The organism is Pantoea sp. MHSD4, assembly GCF_021043305.1.
GTDB lineage: Bacteria > Pseudomonadota > Gammaproteobacteria > Enterobacterales > Enterobacteriaceae > Pantoea > Pantoea eucalypti.
In genome coordinates this window covers 231,850-251,257 of the sequence record NZ_JAJNDH010000004.1, presented here as the reverse complement: position 1 = coordinate 251,257, position 19,408 = coordinate 231,850, and the positions used below count along the sequence as shown (strand labels likewise).

The 19,408-nt window shown below is 53.4% G+C and carries 14 protein-coding genes; 6 read left to right on the top strand and 8 right to left on the bottom strand.

Annotated elements, in window-relative coordinates; translation table 11 throughout:
- Nucleotides 1–64 precede the first annotated feature (64 nt).
- The gene (gene fumA / locus LQK91_RS14170; RefSeq protein WP_039661400.1) at nt 65–1,711 is read right to left on the bottom strand and encodes a class I fumarate hydratase FumA; all 1,647 of its coding nucleotides are present in this window, start codon (nt 1,709–1,711) and stop codon (nt 65–67) included.
- Nucleotides 1,712–1,867: 156 nt separating this feature from the next.
- Entirely contained in the window at nt 1,868–3,376 is a 1,509-nt protein-coding gene (locus LQK91_RS14165) for a DASS family sodium-coupled anion symporter (RefSeq protein WP_105099707.1), read from the bottom strand.
- Nucleotides 3,377–3,966: 590 nt separating this feature from the next.
- Here LQK91_RS14165 and LQK91_RS14160 point away from each other — a divergent pair.
- Nucleotides 3,967–6,747, top strand: a complete 2,781-nt coding sequence (locus LQK91_RS14160; RefSeq protein ID WP_105099708.1) for a flavocytochrome c — start codon at nt 3,967–3,969, stop codon at nt 6,745–6,747.
- A gap of 63 nt (nt 6,748–6,810) precedes the next feature.
- Complete coding sequence (locus tag LQK91_RS14155) at nt 6,811–7,773, top strand: FAD:protein FMN transferase (protein WP_105099709.1); 963 nt, start codon at nt 6,811–6,813, stop codon at nt 7,771–7,773.
- Here the strand turns inward: LQK91_RS14155 and dcuR are convergent.
- Together dcuR and LQK91_RS14145 are read right to left on the bottom strand one after the other, a co-directional pair.
- A complete protein-coding gene (gene dcuR, locus LQK91_RS14150) occupies nt 7,767–8,486 on the bottom strand; it encodes a two-component system response regulator DcuR (RefSeq protein WP_105099710.1) in 720 nt (239 codons plus the stop codon). The genes LQK91_RS14155 and dcuR overlap by 7 nt on opposite strands.
- Nucleotides 8,483–10,117, bottom strand: a complete 1,635-nt coding sequence (locus LQK91_RS14145) for a sensor histidine kinase (protein ID WP_008924707.1) — start codon at nt 10,115–10,117, stop codon at nt 8,483–8,485. Before LQK91_RS14145 ends, dcuR begins: the two co-directional genes overlap by 4 nt.
- Before the next feature lie 306 nt (nt 10,118–10,423).
- On the opposite strand from LQK91_RS14145, the gene mqo reads away from it, so the two are divergent.
- Nucleotides 10,424–12,073 (top strand): malate dehydrogenase (quinone), encoded by a 1,650-nt coding sequence (gene mqo, locus LQK91_RS14140; protein ID WP_105099711.1) that lies wholly within the window; start codon nt 10,424–10,426, stop codon nt 12,071–12,073.
- A gap of 71 nt (nt 12,074–12,144) precedes the next feature.
- Here mqo and LQK91_RS14135 read toward each other — a convergent pair whose 3' ends face one another.
- Nucleotides 12,145–12,453, bottom strand: coding sequence for a VF530 family DNA-binding protein (locus LQK91_RS14135; RefSeq protein ID WP_003851462.1), 309 nt, complete (start codon nt 12,451–12,453; stop codon nt 12,145–12,147).
- Between the two features lie 207 nt (nt 12,454–12,660).
- Between LQK91_RS14135 and LQK91_RS14130 the strand changes: the two genes are divergently transcribed.
- Nucleotides 12,661–13,974 carry an MFS transporter gene (locus LQK91_RS14130; RefSeq protein WP_105099712.1) on the top strand — a complete coding sequence of 438 codons (1,314 nt, stop codon included), beginning with the start codon at nt 12,661–12,663 and terminating at the stop codon, nt 13,972–13,974.
- 164 nt (nt 13,975–14,138) lie between these two features.
- The gene (locus LQK91_RS14125; RefSeq protein WP_008924703.1) at nt 14,139–14,288 is read left to right on the top strand and encodes a hypothetical protein; all 150 of its coding nucleotides are present in this window, start codon (nt 14,139–14,141) and stop codon (nt 14,286–14,288) included.
- A 62-nt stretch (nt 14,289–14,350) separates the two neighbouring features.
- Here the strand turns inward: LQK91_RS14125 and LQK91_RS14120 are convergent, their stop codons facing one another.
- The 3 genes from LQK91_RS14120 to LQK91_RS14110 form a co-directional block, all read right to left on the bottom strand.
- Nucleotides 14,351–15,817, bottom strand: a complete 1,467-nt coding sequence (locus tag LQK91_RS14120) for a pyridoxal phosphate-dependent decarboxylase family protein (protein WP_105099713.1) — start codon at nt 15,815–15,817, stop codon at nt 14,351–14,353.
- Nucleotides 15,818–15,831: 14 nt separating this feature from the next.
- Nucleotides 15,832–17,217: a diaminobutyrate--2-oxoglutarate transaminase gene (locus LQK91_RS14115; RefSeq protein WP_003851454.1), complete on the bottom strand. Its 1,386-nt coding sequence runs from the start codon at nt 17,215–17,217 to the stop codon at nt 15,832–15,834.
- A 472-nt stretch (nt 17,218–17,689) separates the two neighbouring features.
- A complete protein-coding gene (locus LQK91_RS14110; protein ID WP_039661407.1) occupies nt 17,690–18,265 on the bottom strand; it encodes a TetR/AcrR family transcriptional regulator in 576 nt (191 codons plus the stop codon).
- 104 nt (nt 18,266–18,369) lie between these two features.
- Here LQK91_RS14110 and LQK91_RS14105 point away from each other — a divergent pair, with 104 nt between their 5' ends.
- A complete protein-coding gene (locus LQK91_RS14105) occupies nt 18,370–19,263 on the top strand; it encodes an ABC transporter six-transmembrane domain-containing protein (protein WP_105099714.1) in 894 nt (297 codons plus the stop codon).
- The last annotated feature ends 145 nt before the right edge of the window (nt 19,264–19,408 follow it).

Here is a 19,408-nt window from a genome sequence, read left to right as displayed (position 1 = left end):
AGCCCTTACTTTAATCAACAAAAAAGCCCCGAATCAGGGGCTTTTTGCTTAGCTGACGCAGGTATTACTTCACGCATTTAGCGCAGTGCGCACGCTCAATGTGCTGGAAGAAGTCATTACCTTTATCATCGACCAGGATAAAGGCAGGGAAATTCTCCACCTCGATTTTCCAGATCGCTTCCATTCCCAGCTCAGGATACTCCACGCATTCCAGACTCTTGATGCTCTGCTGCGCCAGCACCGCGGCCGGACCACCGATGCTGCCCAGGTAAAAGCCGCCATGTTTATGGCAGGCATCCGTCACCTGCTGACTGCGGTTACCTTTTGCCAGCATGATTTTGCTGCCGCCGTGGGCTTGCAGCAAGTCCACATAGGAATCCATGCGTCCGGCTGTCGTCGGTCCGAGTGAACCGGACGCGTAACCTTCAGGCGTTTTAGCCGGACCGGCGTAATAGACCGGGTGATCTTTGATGTACTGCGGCAATCCTTCGCCATTATCGATGCGCTCTTTGAGTTTGGCATGTGCGATATCACGCGCCACGATAATGGTGCCGGTCAGTGAGAGGCGGGTAGAAACCGGATACGCGGAGAGCTGGGCCAGAATCTCTTCCATTGGACGGTTAAGATTCACCTGCAACACTTCACCTTCGCCCTGCTGACGCAGCGCTTCCGGAATCAGACGGCCTGGATTTGATTCCAGCTTCTCAATCCAGATACCTTCGCGGTTAATCTTCGCTTTGATATTGCGGTCAGCCGAGCAGGAAACGCCCATGCCGATCGGGCAGGACGCGCCGTGACGCGGCAGACGCACCACGCGGATGTCGTGGGCGAAGTACTTGCCACCAAACTGCGCACCAAGGCCAAGGTCCTGCGCTGCTTTCAGCAATTCCTGCTCGAGTTGCACATCACGAAATGCCTGACCATGCTCGTTGCCCTCGGTCGGTAAGCCATCGTAGTAGTGTGTTGAGGCGAGCTTCACGGTTTTCAGTGTGCTCTCTGCCGAGGTGCCGCCGATAACAAACGCGATATGGTATGGCGGGCAGGCAGCGGTGCCGAGGGTACGCATTTTGTCCACCAGGTAATTTTTCAGTTTGCCTGGGCTCAGCAGCGCTTTGGTTTCCTGATAGAGATAAGTTTTGTTGGCGGAGCCGCCGCCTTTAGCGATACAGAGGAACTTGTACTCATCGCCATCAACGCTGTAGAGGTCGATCTGCGCAGGAAGGTTAGTGCCGGTATTCACCTCTTTATACATATCCAGCGCGGCATTCTGTGAATAGCGCAGGTTATCTTCAATATAAGTGTTGTAGATACCCAGTGACAGCGCGGCTTCATCGCCACCGCCGGTCCAGACGCGCTGGCCCTTTTTGCCCATGATGATCGCGGTGCCGGTATCCTGACAGGTAGGCAGCACGCCTTTGGCAGCAATTTCAGAGTTTCTTAAAAACTGCAGAGCCACATATTTGTCATTGTCGCTGGCTTCCGGGTCATCAAGGATGGAGGCAACCTGCTGCTGGTGGGCCGGACGCAGCATGAAAGAGGCGTCGTGGAAAGCCTGCTGACTCAGCAGCGTCAGTGCCTGCGGGTCAACTTTCAGGATCTCCTGACCCTCAAACTCGGCGACGGAGACATGCTCGCGACTCAGCAAATAGTATTCAGTATCTTCGTGGGACAGCGGAAAAGGGTTCTGATAGACAAAAGGTTTGTTCGACATTTTTTCTCACTTAATGACCGGCTGAACCTCCGCGTGCAGGCTGCGGGGCACAACATCATAGGCGAATTAATCGTTTATTATGCTTCCTCACCGTGGGTGCGGTGAGGAAGTGCTGGAATGGTATCTTATAACGCGTTGATCTGCATGTTGTATCCGTCAGAACATCCACACCATCCACGGATAAGCAATCAGCATCATCGAACCTAAGAAGATGGCACCGAAGATAGTACCCAGACGCCAGTAATCTTTGGTAGGCAGATAGCCGCTACCGTAGTAAATCGGACTTGGGCCAGTGCCGTATGGCGTGATGATGCCCATCACACCCAAAGAGGTACACAGCATCAGGCAGAAGACGGGCATATTGATGCCTGGGATTGATGCTGCGATGGTCAGCATGGCCGGTAACAGCGCGGTAGTGTGCGCGGTGGTGCTGGCAAAGAGGTAGTGCAGCAGGAAGAAGGCGATCAACAGCACCACGGCTGAAACCTGCGGGTCATAACCCTGCAGTAGCATGCCACCCTCTTTACCTAACCAGGTGATGAATCCGACACGGGTCAGGCCATCCGCCAGCGCAACCAGGGTCGCGAACCAGGCAAAGGTGTTCCAGGCCGGTTTATTACTGGTGATGTCGTTCCAGTTCAGGACGCCGGTCCACAGCATCAGCACGACAACCAGTAACGCCGCCATCGCGGGCTCAATCCACGAGGTGGCGAAAATCCACATCAGCAGGGCACAGACCACAAACACCAGCAGCAGGATTTCGTTGCGCGTCAGTCGGCCCAGTTTTTCCAGTTCAGCAATAGCCCATTTTGGCACTTCATCGTTGATTTTGACTTCAGGTGGGTAGAACCAGTAAGCCAGTAGCGGCATGGTCAGAATCAGCAGCAAGCCCAGTGGCAGGAAGGCCAGGAACCACATGCCCCATGAAATATCAAAACCGATGATGCTTTTCACCAGCGCCAGCGCCAGCAGGTTAGGAGCCAGTGCAGAGAGGAACATTGAACTGGTGATACAGGCTGCGGTAATCGCGACCCACATCAGGTAAGAGCCGATTTTACGGGCGCTTGGGTCATTAGGCTTAGAACCATACAGCGGCGGCAGGTTAGCAATAATCGGGTAAATCGTGCCGCCACTGCGCGCGGTGTTTGACGGGGTAAAGGGTGCCAGTAACAGGTCAGCAAAGGTGATGGCATAACCCAGCGTCAGGCTCCGGCGACCCAGATATTTCACCAGAATCAGCGCAAGGCGACGCCCGAACTGCGTTTTGTCATAACCTGCGGCGAACATAAAGGCACCGAAGATGAGCCAGACTGTAGAGTTGCCAAAACCGCTGACCGCCCACTTAAAGGACTCACTGGCGACTTTAAATTTCGGGTTAGCCAGTTCAGCAGGGCTGAAGAGCAGAAACTGGCTGAACAGCGCGATGACCACCACGCCAGTCAGACCGATCACGGCACCTGGCAGAGGCTCAAAAATCAACCCGACAATCACGCCCACGAAAATGGCGAAAAAGTGCCAGGCGTAGGGTTCGAGTCCGGCTGGGGTGGGAACAAGCAACAGCAGTACGGCAACGATTACCGGCAGCGCCAGCATGATAGCTTTCTTTTTACCCGCCGCCACAGGATCGGCTTTTGGGGGTTCAGTAACAGCTGAGAGTGTTTTCATAGTGTTTTATCTGCAAGTTAATAAGAATGCGATTTGCGCCCCGGACCTTCACTGATGACTTTCTTTTATATTCTTAATAGTGTGAATAAACCGCGATGCACTGATTTTTTTTAATCTGCTGCTGTGATAATGAGCAGCGATTTTAAATCCATGTAAATATAATGCGATTTCCAGAAATAAGAATTTTGATCCAGATCAAAGAAATTAATTCATTATTCCCGTTTTTTAACATTTATTATTAATTTATTTTTACTGCGTCAGGGATTTGACGACTCTGTGAAGCTGATCAACAACAAAATGACTCTGTAAAGCAAATGTTTTTTCCATAACGCTATGATTTTAATTAACTTATTTGTTGTGTAAATGAATGGTTGATTTTTGGTAACTGATAGTTAACAATTAATATAACTTCGTTTTACTTTCCCGGCAAATAAAAAATAAAAATCGTTTAAAAGTTATAAAAGTAAAGTTATCGCTTAAGAAAGCAAAGAAAAGAGTATATTAACGTTATGACATCGGACCACTTAATTAAGCGATAATTTGCGTCCGCTAAAAATTTCCAGACTTTTTAAATTTTGGAGTTTATCGCAATGAAATCTCTCACTCCCCTTCTTAATCCACTTACCCTGCCCAATGGCGCTGTTTTAAAAAACCGGCTGGTCATGGCTCCGATGACCACCTGTACCGGTTTTTACGACGGCACGGTCACCAGCGAGCTGGTCGAATACTATCGCGCCCGCGCGGGTAGCATCGGTACGGTGATTGTAGAGTGCTGTTTTATTGATAACCGTGGCCCGGCATTTCCAGGTGCCATTGCTATCGACAGCGACAATAAAATTCCCGGACTCAAACGTATTGCGGACGCAATTAAATCTGAAGGCTCAACCGCCATTCTGCAGATCTATCACGGCGGCCGTATGGTTGAGCCAGAACTGATTGGCGGAAAAACACCGGTTGCGCCCAGCGCCATCGCGGCGCCTCGTGAAGGGGCAACGCAGCCTCTCGCGCTGAGCGCTGAAGAGGTCGATACCATGATCACCAAATTTGGTGACGCAGTAAACCGCGCCATCAAGGCCGGTTTCGACGGTGTCGAAATTCATGGTGCCAACACTTACCTGATTCAGCAGTTCTATTCACCCAACTCTAACCAGCGCGATGACAAGTGGGGCGGCAGCCGCGATAACCGCGCGCGTTTCCCGCTGGAAGTGCTGGAAATCACCCATAAGATGGCGGAGCGCTTCGCGCATAACTCGTTCATTATCGGCTATCGCTTCTCGCCGGAAGAGATCGAAGTCCCCGGCATCCGTTTTGATGACACGCTTTATCTGCTGGAAAAACTGGCCGCGCGTGGACTCGATTACGTTCACTTCTCTGTCGGCCAGCTGCTGCGTCCGTCGATTGTCGATACTCAGGACCCGACGCCGCTGATTGAGAAATTCGTCGCGATGCGCTCACCTGCGCTGGCAAAAGTACCGGTAATCGGTGTCGGCGGCGTGGTGAACAAAGCGGATGCGGAGCTGGCGCTGGAGAAAGGCTACGATCTGGTCGCGATTGGTAAAGCCTGTATCGCCTATCCGAACTGGACCGATCGCATCATCAACAATGAACACCTTGAGCTCTACATCGACAGCAACAAACGCGAAGAACTGCAGATCCCTGAACCGCTGTGGCGCTTCTCGCTGGTCGATGCGATGATCCGCGACACCAGCGAATCAGGCCGTAAATACAAAGCGGGCGTCTATCAGGAAAAAGTTGAAGCCGAAGCGCTGAAGCTGAAAATCAACGTCACGCTGGATACCGACCGTATCACCGACATCTCGCTGGTGCCGGATGACACGCTGGATGTGGACTTCACCACCACCTTTGAAAGCCTGCGTAGCCGCATTCTGGTGGCGAACAGCCCACACGTTGATGCGATTACCGGTGCAACCACTCAGAGTGAGGCGCTTAAAAAAGCGGTTTCACGCGCGATGACCACCTCCAGCAAGCAACACGTGATCGAGGAAGGCGGTAACCCTAACGCACCACAGAATTACGATGTGGTGATTGTGGGTAGCGGCGGTGCCGGTCTGGCGGCGGCGATTCAGGCGCACGATGAAGGCGCGCGCGTGGTGATCATCGAGAAGATGCCGACCATTGGCGGCAACACGATTAAAGCGTCAGTAGGCATGAACGCCGCTGAAACCCGCTTCCAGAAACTCAAAGGCATTGAAGACAGCAAAGAGTTGTTCTATGAAGAGACGCTGAAAGGCGGTCAGTTCAAAAACAATCCGGTGCTGTTGCGTGAGTTTGTTGACCTGGCACCTGAAGCAATTGAGTGGCTGGCGGATAAAGGCATTGAGCTTAACGACATCACTATTACCGGCGGGATGAGCATCGACCGTACGCACCGTCCGGCTGACCGCTCAGCGGTGGGTGGGTTCCTGATTAGCGGCCTGGTAAAAAATATCAACAGCCGCAACATTGAAGTCCTGCTGGAAACCTCCGTCGCCGAGATCCTCTATGAGAATGGCGCAGTCGCGGGCGTGAAAGTGGTTGATGAGTACAACGACAGCCGTATTCTGAACGCCAAAAGCGTGATTGTGGCGACCGGAGGATTCAGTGCTAACCGTGAGCTGGTGGTGAAATACCGTCCTGAACTCGATGGCTTCGTGACGACCAACCATAAAGGCGCCACCGGCAGCGGTATTGCGATGCTGGAAAAAATTGGTGCCGGCACCGTGGATATGGGTGAAATCCAGATTCACCCAACGGTTGAGCAGACCACCTCTTATCTTGTCTCCGAATCCATTCGCGGCGGCGGCGCCATCCTGGTCAGCCAGGCGGGCGAACGTTTCTACAACGAAATGGAAACCCGCGACAAAGTTTCCGCACAAATCATCGCGCTGCCAGAAAAGAGTGCCTGGATTGTGTTTGATGAGCAGGTGCGTATGAACAACAAAGCGGCTGATGAATACATCGCCAAAGGCTTTGTCATCAGCGCGCCAACCGTGGCGGAACTGGCGGTGAAACTCAACATGAGTGAGCATCACACCCTGGAAGCAACGCTGGCCCGTTACAACAACTTCGTCATTATGCAGAAGGATGAAGACTTTGGTCGTCAGACCGCGCTGCGTCATCCGCTGAGTGAAGCGCCGTTCTACGCGATTCGTGTTGCTCCGGGCGTCCACCACACCATGGGCGGCGTCACTATCGACACCACTACAGCGGTGCTGGACAGCCAGAAGCAGGTGATCAACGGTGCCTGGGCGTGTGGTGAAGTGGTTGGCGGCATCCACGGCGCGAACCGTATCGGCGGTAACGCCGTGGCAGATATCATCATCTTCGGTATTCTGGCGGGTGGTAACGCCGCCGCTTACGCCCGACGTTAACGGCAGTCTCCGGCATCCGCACCTGCGGGTGCCGGTCTTTTCCTATTCAAAGCAGAGTCGCCTATGTTAACTGATGCGCGTGTCTATGCTTACTCCGCTGTTTTAATGGGTTCGCCCATTCTGCTGAAGCTCTTCGAAGACAACCAGACGCTGGCCGCTCAGGTTTTCCGCCTGATCAAACAGCAGGAGAACCTTTTCACGGTGAATCGCGCGGCGTCTGAAGTGATGGCCGTTAATCACGCGGCCGGTCAGCATCCTGTGGTCGTCAGCCAGCCAGTCTTTGATTTGATCGCCTGCGCACATGCCGTCAGCCTGCTGCCGGACAGCCTGTTTAATCTTGCTATCGGGCCGCTGGTGAAGTGCTGGAAAATCGGTTTTCAGGGACACAGCGTCCCGTCAGAAACCGATCTTCAGATGCGCATGGCGCTGACGAATCCCCATGACGTCATCCTTGATGCCACAAGTCGCAGTGTCATGCTCGCCCGGCCGGGAATGGAGATTGATCTGGGTGCCATCGCCAAGGGCTATATTGCCGACGTAGTACAGGCGTTTTTGCGCCAGCAGCAGGTTAGCAGTGCGCTGATTAATCTGGGCGGGAACGTGCAGACGGTGGGCGCGCCGCCCGAAGAGGCGGGCTGGGCAATTGGCCTGAAAAAACCTTTTGGTGAGGCCGATGAGCTGATTGGCGTGATTGGCGTGAACAACCGCTCGGTGGTGACGTCGGGTGTCTATGAGCGCTATTTCGAGCTGGATGGCATCTGTTATCACCACATCCTCAATCCGCACAGCGGATATCCACTGGATACCGAGCTGATGAGCGTCACGGTGATCTCTGAACGATCACTGGATGGTGACATCTACACGACACTGCTCTATGGCTTAGGTGTCGAAAAGGGCATGGCCTGCCTGGCAGATAAACCGGGCATTGAAGCGATCTTTGTGACCCGTGACAGGCAGATCATCTGCTCGTCACAACGTCACTTTTCGTTTCAGTTACTGGACACCGGGTACCGGCTGGTTCACTGACAGTACTGTTTGAGTAAGGTGTGATACTCCGGCTGCAGGCGGTAGCGGTAAACCGGACGGCCCGTGACACCATAGTGAATACTGGTGAACAGAATATTAATCTGCGCCAGCCAAATCAGGTATTTGCGGCAGGAGACGCGAGAGATATTCACTTCCGTTGCCAGCTCATCGGTAGAGAACTCGGTGCCAGGATGCGAATCGATCCACAGACAGAGGGTGCGCAGCGTCTGCGGCGTTAATCCTTTCGGCAGGCGTTTCTGCTCGCTGGCGCCTGGCGGATTTCCATGCAACAGCTGATCAACGTCCGACTGCTGATAGAACTGGTGGTTATCCATCAGCGATTTTTTCTGTCGCCAGCCGGTCAGCGCCTCTTCAAAGCGGGCAAACTGAAACGGCTTGATCAGATAATCCACTACGCCATAGTTGAGCGAGGTTTTGATGGTGGCGGCATCGGCGGCTGACGAGATGATAATCACATCGACCGGACGTCCGGCACTGCGCAGTTCCGGGAGCAGGTCGAGGCCGTTTTCCTGCTGCATATAAATATCCAGCAGGATTAAATCAACCTGTGGCTCGTCCTGAGCCAGCAGCTCTTTTGCCTGCTGTAAGGTCGAGGCGGTGCCACAGCACATGAAGCCTGGGATCTGCCCGATATAGCAGCGATTAAGTTCGGCTACCATCGCATCATCGTCGACAACTAACACATTGATCATTGGGTAATCATTCCTCTCTCCCACGGAAGTTGTACCAAGAATTGGGTAAATACACCCGGTTCCGATTCGACACTGACGTTGCCGCCCAGGCTTTCGGTCTGCTGCTTCACCAGAAATAATCCGACACCACGATCGTCGCCTTTTGATGAAACACCGCGCTCAAAAATGGTGCTGAGCTGGTTGCCGTCAATGCCCGGCCCATCATCACTCACTTCGCAGGCCAGCCAGCCGTTCTGATAGTGCAGCATGAGGTGAATTTCCCCTTCAGTTTCCGGGTCCAGCGCCTCGAGCGAGTTTTCAATTAAATTGCCCAGTACGGTAATCAGAACCGCGTTCTGCTCCTCGCTGCCGCAGTCAGGCAGAAAACTCGCTTCATCAATAATCAGCTGATGGCCTTCATCGGTCACCCGGTTGATTTTACTGAGCAGGAAGCCGGCAATGATCGGCGACTTAATCTTTTGCAGCAGTGAACCGATTTCAGTCTGATAGGCGTTAGCCGTTTTCAGGATGTACTCTTCCATCTGCGCATAATTTTTCATGTGCAGCAGGCCCAGAATCACATGCAGCTTGTTCATGAACTCATGGGACCGCTCACGTAATGCATCCACATAGTTTACCATGCCGTCCAGCCGCTGCATCAGCTGGCTAATCTCCGTCTTGTCCCTGAAGGTGGTCACCGCGCCAATTATGCGGTCGCGACTGCGAACAGGCACGGTGTTGCTGATCAGGATTCGGTTACCCAGCGTCAACTCCTGGTCGTACCAGGCTTTACCTGCATGCAGTGCATCCTGCTGATGACGATGCATCACACTCTCTTCTGCAATCAAATCGCCGCTTGACGGCATCTTGCGGGTCGTCTCATGTAACAATTGCTGAGCCGCGTGGTTGATCAGGCTGACGCGCGACTGATCGTCTACTGCAATCACACCCTCTTTAATGGAATTCAGAATGGCCTGACGCTGCTCAAACAGGCTGGAAATTTCGTGCGGCTCCAGCCCCAGTAAGATGGTTTTTAGTCGCCTGACCAGAATAAGCATACCCAGCAGGCCTGCCAGACCACCAAACAGGACTGTCCAGACGATATTCCAGCGGCTTTTAGCAATCTGGGCCGCCACATCATTCAGTGCGATGCCGATCGCCACGACGCCAATCTGCTGATGCTGTGCGTTATAAACGGGCGTAAATACCCGCAGTGCCTCCACCAGTACGCCATGATTGACGGCGACATTTTCCCGTCCGTCCAGCGTGGGATAGATATCATTGCCGACAAAGTGTTTGCCAATCACCGCCGCATTGGGATGTGAAAAGCGAATACCCTGCATATCCGTGACCACCACGAACAGGAGACCGTTACGCTTGCGGGCCGCTTCAGCCAGCGGCTGAATCTGACTGCTGCCGTCCGGCAACAACAAACCACGCTGAACTTCAGGCGTGTCTGCCAGCGTGCGAGCCACTGCCATCGCCTTGTCTTTGAGATGCGACTGAGCAAAGTTATCAATCTGAACGAAATAGAGCACATGGACAGCGACCAATACCGTGATGATAACGGCGGTCATCATCAGGGTGGTCAGAGTACTGAGTTTCATTGGTCGTTTCGGCACGGCATATCGATTCTGTGTTTGGCTTTTCATGAATGTCCAGCACGGATGGGAGATCGCCAGGAAACATACGCTAACTCACCGCATCAGTACAGTTTTAGCGGCCTGCGCGTGGGCAGTCGCACTCAAACAATATTTGTGTTAGGGGATTGTATAATTCAAAGGACACCCTTAATGTGTGGTTAAAATATGTGAGCAATTCAGTAAGCCTTTTGTAATTAAAATAAGGCTAAATTGCTATTTTTAATTTTATAACTATTTTCACATTAACTCACAAATAACATTATTTTAAACTTTGAGGACTTTTTTTAACCAGTACCGTCTGAGCTGTAGATTAAAATGATGAATTCAAAGAAAGTTATTCCCACTCTTTCCCTCGCGGCCTTGTTAGTTTCTTCAGCCCTTCACGCTGAAACCTCACCAGAAAAAACTGACGTCCTGTTAATTGGCGGCGGCATTATGAGCGCCTCAATGGGCACCATGCTGGAAGAGCTGCAGCCTGGCTGGAAACAGATCATGGTTGAGAAGCTGGATGGCGTGGCACTAGAATCCTCTAACGGCTGGAACAATGCCGGTACAGGTCACTCTGCCAACATGGAACTGAACTATACGCCTGAGCGTAAAGACGGTTCTATCGACGTCTCTAAAGCGCTGGAAATTAACGAAGCGTTCATGATTTCTCGCCAGTTCTGGAGCTCACAGGTTAAAGAGGGCGTAATGCACGATCCGCGCTCTTTCATTAACTCAACGCCACACATGAGCTTCGTCTGGGGCGACAACGTCGACTTCCTGACCAAACGCTATGCGGCGTTGCAGAAAACGGCGCTGTTCCAGGGCATGAAGTTCTCTACCGATCACAAGCAGATCGAGCAGTGGGCACCACTGGTCATGGAAGGTCGCGATCCACAGCAGAAAGTGGCCGCAACCTGGACGCCAGTTGGCACCGATGTTAACTACGGTGAAATTACCCGTCAGTTGATCGGCAGCCTGAAAAAGAACGATAACTTCCGTCTTGAAACCTCTTCTGAAGTTACCGACTTCAAACGTAACGGCGACAACTCCTGGCACGTCACCATTAAAGACGCTAAAAACGGCAACGAACGTGCTGTTGACGCGAAATATGTCTTTATCGGTGCGGGTGGTGGTGCGCTGAAATTACTGCAGAAGACCGGTATCCCGGAAGCGGATAACTATGCGGGCTTCCCGGTAGGCGGATCATTCCTGGTGACTGAAAACAAGGCGATTGCCGATCGTCACCTGGCGAAAGTCTATGGTCAGGCGTCAACCGGTGCACCGCCGATGTCGGTTCCGCATCTGGATACCCGTTATCTGGACGGCAAACGCGTCGTGCTGTTTGGACCGTTTGCGACCTTCTCCACCAAGTTCCTGAAAAACGGTTCGCTGTTTGATCTGCTGAGCACTACCTCGACTCATAACATCGTGCCGATGACCGATGTGGGTATGGATAACTTCGACCTGGTGAAATACCTGATCGGACAGGTCATGCTGAGTGATGAAGATCGCTTTAAAGCACTGCAGGAATACTATCCGGACGCGAAGAAAGAGGACTGGAAACTGATTCAGGCCGGTCAGCGTGTGCAGATCATCAAGAAAGATGCTGATAAAGGTGGCGTGCTGAAACTGGGTACAGAAATTGTGACCGATCAGCAGAAAACCGTGGCGGCACTGTTGGGTGCATCTCCTGGTGCCTCAACCGCAGCGCCTATCTCCCTGAGCGTGATGCAGAAACTGTTCCCGGAAGAGTTCAAGTCACCGGAATGGCAGGCGAAGATCCACAAGATGATCCCAGGATACGGTCAGAAACTGAATGACAACGTGCCGTTGCTGCAGCAGGTCTGGAATGAGACCGCTCAGACTCTGCAACTGACCACGCCGCCCGTGATCAACATGGAAGGCAAAACCACAGATGCGCCGGCCGCACAGCCTGAGAAGGCTGCGCCTTCAGCGAAACACGATATGGCGCTGTAACAGCGACCTGACGTAAAAAAAGCCCGCACAGGTTAACCTGTGCGGGCTTTTTTATTGCCGCCTGATCGGTATTACTCCGGCGTTTTGTCGCGCCAGTTTCCCCAGGGATCTTCAGCAGGGGCCTGATCCGCGTCTGACGGTTCTTCACGCGCTGCCGGTTGCGCACTTAACGAGTCGAGATAAAGCGCTTCGACTTCAGCCCGCGCCCAGGGGGTACGACGTAAAAACTTCAGGCTCGATTTAACGCTGGGATCGCTTTTAAAGCAGTTAATGTTGATCCGTTTTCCCAGCTCCTCCCAGCCATACTGCGCGACTAAACTGTTAATCTGCATCTCCAGCGTTACGCCATGCAGAGGATCTTTTGAGGTGTGTGCGTTCATCGTCTATCCGCCTGATTCAGTCAATGCCGCACATCCTGACAATCGTAAAGCGGTTGTGCAAGGACTGAAGGTGAAAAAGCTCACCCGCGGCGCATCATCGCTGCTTTTATGTGTTCGGGTTAACGTGACGGGCAGAAGAGCGCGCAGGCATGCAGTGATTGTGCTAATCATAAGCAACTGATGATGCTCTAGAAAGGAACGTCGCTCATGTCCGGACCCGTTGGAAATCTGCTCAGCTCTGCCAGCCGTAAACGTGCTCTGCTTGCCGGTTCGGTAGGAAATTTCATTGAATGGTATGAGTTCGCGGTTTATGGCTTTCTGGCTACCGTTATTGCGCAGAACTTCTTCCGGCTGGAAGGGGAATCCGCGCTGACCGGGCTGCTGCTGACCTATGCCTCATTCGCCATCGCTTTTTTCTTCCGTCCGCTGGGTGCGATCATCTTTGGCCGTATGGGCGACCACATCGGGCGCAAACCTGTACTGATCTTTGTGTTGATCATGATGACGCTGGCGACGGCGGCTATTGGTCTGGTTCCCACCTACGCCCGGTTGGGTATTCTGGCGCCGCTGATCGTGACCGGTCTGCGCATCCTGCAGGGGCTATTCGCGGGTGGCGAGTATGGCGGGGCAGTTTCACTGATGACCGAGTTTGCGCCGCGCGGTAAGCGGGGTCTGTATGGCGCATGGCAATCCTTTACCGTGGCGCTGGGTTTGCTGGCAGGCGCGGGCATTGTCGCGCTGCTCTCGGTGCTGCTGACGCCGGAGCAGATGCTGAGCTGGGGCTGGCGCATTCCGTTCTTTGTCGCGCTGCCACTGGGCGTTCTGGCGCTCTGGCTGCGGGTTCAGATGGAGGAGACGCCGGCATTTATTCAGCAGCAGGCGCAACCTGTAGCAAAAATCGACGCCAGCCTGGGTGACACACTGAAAACGATTCTGCTGGGTATCTGCCGGCTGATGGTGTGGTCGGCGGCGGGCTATACCTGGCTGGTGATCATGCCGACTTATCTGCAGGCATCGCTGCATACTGGCTTTAACCAGGCGCTGCTGATTGCGGTGATATCCAACCTCGGCTTTGCCGCAACGATTATTCCGGCCGGAATGCTGAGCGACAGGATTGGGCGACGGGCAGTCATGGTCTCGGCGGCGGTACTGCTGCTGGTACTTTCTCTGCCGCTGTTAAACGTGTTGCAGTCAGAGAGCGCCGGATTGCTGCTAAAAGCGCTGGTGGTGTTTATCGCGGGCGGGGTAGTCGGATTGCTCGCCGGGCCAGGACCCGCGATGCTGTCCGAAATGTTTCCGACGCGGGTGCGCTATACCGGGCTTGGGCTGGCCTATTCACTCTCCAATGCGGTGTTTTCCGGCTGCGCAGGATTAATCATCACCGGACTGATTAAGGAGACGGGTAACCCCGATATTCCCGCCTGGTATGTGATGGCGACAGCACTGGTAAGTATTGTGGCTCTGATGACGCTCAATAAAGATGACCATCTGCGGATGCTGGATGAGCCACCCGCGCGCTGAGACAGACCAGGGGCAGGGCATCTGGCAATCGTCCAGGTCTGCATCAGTGCCTGGCTGTATGTTGGGTCAAATGGGACCCGATTCTGTCGCTCATCCGGCAATACGCGCTTGATGTCCCGATATATATCGCCAACCATACTTTCCTGATTCTAACGGGAGACGATATGGAATTGTCACAAGAGGAAAGCGAAGTCGTGGCCTGGTTTCTGAGCCAGCATTGGTCGGAATTTTCGGAGATCGCAGAGGAGTACCTTTTGGCTTCTGCCGTGCATCGGCTGGCTGAAAAGCTGGGACTGGAAAACAGAGCTGCCTGAACGAAAAAACCAGCCTGGCGGCTGGTTTTGTTTGATGCGACGGACTGCGGGTTGCGGGGAAATTACACCAGCTTTTGTGCCGTGGTTTCCACCAGTGTCAGCAACACTTTGATATCATCCAGCGTCACTGTCGGGTTCAGCAGCGTCATTTTCAGGCAGGTCACGCCATCGTGCTCGGTCACGCCAACGTTAGCGCGGCCTGACTCCAGCAGAGCATCACCGATACGCTGGTTCAACAGGGCGATATCCGCACTGCTGAAGTGCGCCAGATGCGCCGGACGATAGCGGAACAGCACGCTGGCCAGTTGCGGTTTCATCACCAGCTCCAGCGCAGGTTGTTCATCAACGTACTGAGCAACCTGCTGCGCCAGCGTCACACCGTGATCGATGATTTCGGCATACTGCTTCTGACCCAGCGCTTCCAGGCCCATCCACAGTTTCAGTGCATCAAAACGGCGGGTGGTCTGCAGCGATTTGGACACCAGATTCGGCACGCCCTGCGCTTCATCGAACTCAGAGTTCAGGTAGGCCGCCTGGTAGCGCATCAGCTCATAATGACGTGCTTCCTTCAGCAGGAAAGCGCCACAACTGATGGTCTGGAAGAACTGCTTGTGGAAGTCCAGGGTGATGGAGTCGACCAGCTCAATGCCATCCAGATAATCGCGATATTTTTCTGAGAGCAGCAGTGCGCCACCCCAGGCCGCATCGACGTGCACCCAGATGTTCTCTTCCGCCGCCAGCGCCGCGATCTCACGCAGCGGATCGATCGCACCCGCATCGGTGGTGCCGGCTGTGGCAACGATCGCCAGAATGTTTTCGCCGTTGGCTTTGGATGCGGCCAGCTTGTGGCGCAGGTCATCCATGTCCATGCGGGCAAAGCGGTCACATTTTACCTGCGTGACGGACTGATAACCCAGACCCAGCAGCGCCATGTTCTTCTGTACGGAGAAGTGTGCGTTTTCTGAGCAGAAGACTTTAATCTTCTTCAGGTCGCCGGTTAAGCCATCCTGCTGTACCGAATGTCCCTGGCGGGCAAACCAGGCGTCACGTGCCAGCATCAGCCCCATCAGATTGCTCTGTGTACCGCCGCTGGTGAAGACACCCGCGTCGCCGGGCTGATAACCCACCTGGGTGCGCAGCCACTCAATCAGCTTCATTTCAATCAGGGTGGCAGACGGTGCCTGATCCCATGAATCCATGCTCTGGTTGGTGGCGTTGATCAGCACTTCCGCCGCCTGGCTGATAACCAGGCTCGGACAGTGCAGGTGCGCCACACACTGCGGGTGATGCACCGACAGGCTATCTTTGAGGAAGTACTCAATGGCGCGTTCAATCGCGGCCTGGTTGCCCAGGCCCTGAGGATTGAAGTCCAGCGTGATGCGCTCGCGCAGCTCTGCGACGGTTTTTCCCTGATACATCTCAGGTTGTTCCAGCCACTTAACGACAGCCGCGCTACTCTGGGCAATCGCCTGCTGGTAGGCCTCAGTACTCTGTACTGAGGCCGCCAGAATCGGGTTTAACCGGGACATTGCATTCACTCCACTCAAACTGGTTTCACGCCAGCTGACAGCAGGGCGTTTTCAAATTTATCCATGAACACGTCAAGTTCTGCATCCGTGATCAGCAGGGAAGGCAGCAGACGTAATACGCTGCCGTGACGTCCGCCACGCTCCAGAATCAGGCCGTTCTCGAAGCATTTCTTCTGAACCAGCGCAGAAAGCTCGCCGTCTGCCGGGAAGCTGCCCATGTGGTCAGCAGGCTCATCGGGTTTCACCAGCTCAATACCGATCATCAGACCCAGACCGCGCACATTGCCGATGACCGGATAGCGCTGCTGCAGCTCGCCCAGTTTGCCTTTCAGCCATTCGCCCTGTGCCGCGACTTTGTCAGCGATGTTATTATCTTTCAGCAGTTTCAGGGTCGTCAGGCCGGTGGCCATTGCCAGCTGGTTACCACGGAAGGTGCCGGTGTGGTGACCTGGTGACCAGGCATCGAACTCTTTCTTAATGCCGAGTACCGCCAGTGGCAGACCACCACCGACCGCTTTGGACATCACAATGATGTCTGGCTCAATACCCGCGTGTTCAAAGGCGAAGAATTTACCGGTACGGGCAATACCCGCCTGGACTTCGTCAATGATCAGCAGAATGCCATGCTCTTTGGTGACTTTGCGGATACGCTGCAGCCATTCCGCTGGCGCCGGGTTAACACCGCCTTCACCCTGAACCGCTTCCAGAATGACGGCAGCGGGTTTGCGAACGCCACTCTCAACGTCATTAATCAGGTTTTCGAAGTAGTAAGTCAGTGCTTTTACGCCCGCTTCACCACCAATGCCCAGCGGGCAGCGGTAAAGGTGCGGATAAGGCATGAACTGCACTTCCGGCATCATGCCATCAACGGCTTCTTTCGGAGACAGGTTGCCGGTGACCGACAGCGCGCCGTGGGTCATACCGTGATAGGCACCGGAGAAGCTGATAATGCCGGAACGACCGGTGTGCTTTTTCGCCAGTTTCAGCGCCGCTTCAACGGCATCTGCGCCGGACGGGCCAGTAAACTGCAGGCAGTACTCTTTGCCCTGGCCCGGTAATAAGGAGAGCAGGTACTCAGAGAACTCATCTTTTAAAGGCGTAGTTAAATCAAGAGTATGTAACGGCAAGCCGCTGGTAATGACATGTTGAATGCTCTGCAAAACATCGGGATGGTTATGTCCCAGCGCCAGCGTTCCTGCACCTGCAAGACAGTCGAGATACTGATTATTCTCGACATCTGTAATCCAGACACCCTGAGCTTTCGCAATTGCGAATGGCAATTTACGAGGATAACTGCGAACGTTTGATTCAAATTCAGCCTGACGGGCTAAATACGTTTCGTTGGTAGCGTTTGCGTTCTGTGCATTCAAACTATCAATACGGACTTTATCCGTCATCATATCTCTCCTACAACCGGGACGGGCGTAGCGTCACTGTTGAATAAATGAATTAAAATGGGTGGCTATGTAAAAGCGCGGCCAATATAGGTGTTTTTAAGGTCCGACTCAATGTTTAATTTCATCATCAGATATCGGATTCTTTACTATAGGAATCAATCATTTGGTGGGATTCTGAGCGCATCTATTCTTGCCGCTTCGTTAGCTGCTTTCCAATAACTGGCGTAAAAACACCAGCTTACCTGACTCCGGTTGCGCTAAGTCAATGATAATAATCTGTGTAAACAGCTGTTTCCGGGTAAAAACGCTATCAAGAAGAGGCCTTATCAGACAGAAAAGGTATAAGTCTGTTTGACTGCGGAAGCTGCATTTATAGCAGCAATAAACCGCCGACTAATTAAAATAATAAACCTTTTATTAACATTTAATTAATATCTGGTCGGTGCCGTCTCGCTAATAAACCGGTTAATCGGGTTTATGACAGGACAGCATCAATAAATTGATTTAAGTCTGCCAGTGCTTCGCGTGCTTTTTTTTCAGAAGGATTGATGGTCAGCAGGTCGGCATAGCCGTTGAGCATGGCGCTGATCTGTCTGGCGGTACGGGGCACGTTACTGCACTGCAATGTCCCATCCGTGACGCCGTCACGAATAATCGCTTCCATCAAACCCTGCCAGGCATCCGTCATCTCATCGGCCAGCGCCGCATAGGCTTCGTTATGTGCAGCCGTCTGCCAGAACGACGCATAGAGTTGCCAGGTTGCATCCGGTGCGCTCGGCAGATGGCTTTCTATAAGCGTTGCCAGCCGCTGGCGGGGTGTGAGCATTTTCAGGGAGTCAGCAAACGTTTCAAAATCCACCTGCATGAAGCGCTCCAGCGCCGCCAGGCAGAGTGTCTGCCAGTTACTGAAATAGTGGTAGATATGACTGCGTGAGATACCCATTGATTCGGTGAGCTCCCGGGTAGTCACTTTTTCAATCCCTTTTTCAATAAACAGGACTATCGCCGCATCCAGTATCCTGGTGCTCAATGCTTCAGCTGACTCTTTCATTATTCTCCCGATAATGGCTACATTGACTTTGAGCGGTTGCTCAAATAGACTGCTTTTTGTACTTGAGCGACCGCTCAATAATAACTATATCAGAAACAGAAACTATGCATTCCTCAAAAACTATCCTTCCTGTTGCGGCTCCCCGCAGCGCTATTCTGACAATAAAAATGCTTGGCCGTCGCCATAGCCGCAAGCTGTTCCTCACGCTGCTACTGGTGGTGGCGGAGAATGTCATGTATCTCCTCTATCCGCTGCTGGCAGGCTTCGCGATCAATGCGATTATCTCCGGCAGGACCTGGCATGCAGTGCTCTATGCCGCGATGGTCTTTACTATGTGGGCCATTGGCGCAGCAAGACGCAGTGTGGATACCCGCACCTTTGCCCGCATCTACGCTGAACTGGCCGTGCCGGTGATCGTGGCGCAGCGCAGCGAAAACCAGAGCGCTTCAACGATTGCCGCGCGGGTGGCGTTGTCACGTGAATTTGTCGACTTTTTTGAGAAACATCTTCCAGTGCTGATAACCTCGCTGGCGTCGATGACCGGTGCCGCCGTGATGCTGCTGGCTATCGAGTTCTGGACCGGCGCAGGCTGTCTGGCGATCCTGCTGTTCTTTGCCTGTTTTCTGCCGGGGTTTACCCGTAAAAACGACGCGTTGTTTGGTCGTCTGAATAACCGGCTGGAGAAAGAGGTGAGCTTTGTCAGCAATGCGAACGCCGCGTCACTTGGCCGTCACTATGGCGTGCTGGCCAGCCTGCGCATCCGCCTCTCCGACAGGGAAGCGTACGGTTATCTGGCGATTGGCAGCGTGGCGGCGCTGCTGTTTGCTGCCACCATTGCAGTGATGTCCAGCCGTGGCGGCACTGATGCGGGTCACATCTATTCGGTGATGACCTATATGTGGATGTTTGCCATGAGCCTGGATGATGGTCCACAGCTGCTGGAGAAATACTCCCAGCTGAAAGACATTGGCCGGCGGGTGAATACAGGCACGCAATGACTGGCCTGTAAAGCAATTATGGGCTCTCCAGGCCTGAATGACCTTCGAATCATGAACGTGTTCCCGGCGGTCTGGTTCCAATCTGCAAAGCAGGCATTGCACGCCACTGAATGCTTTTAGTGATCCAGATCACAAAATGGGTTGC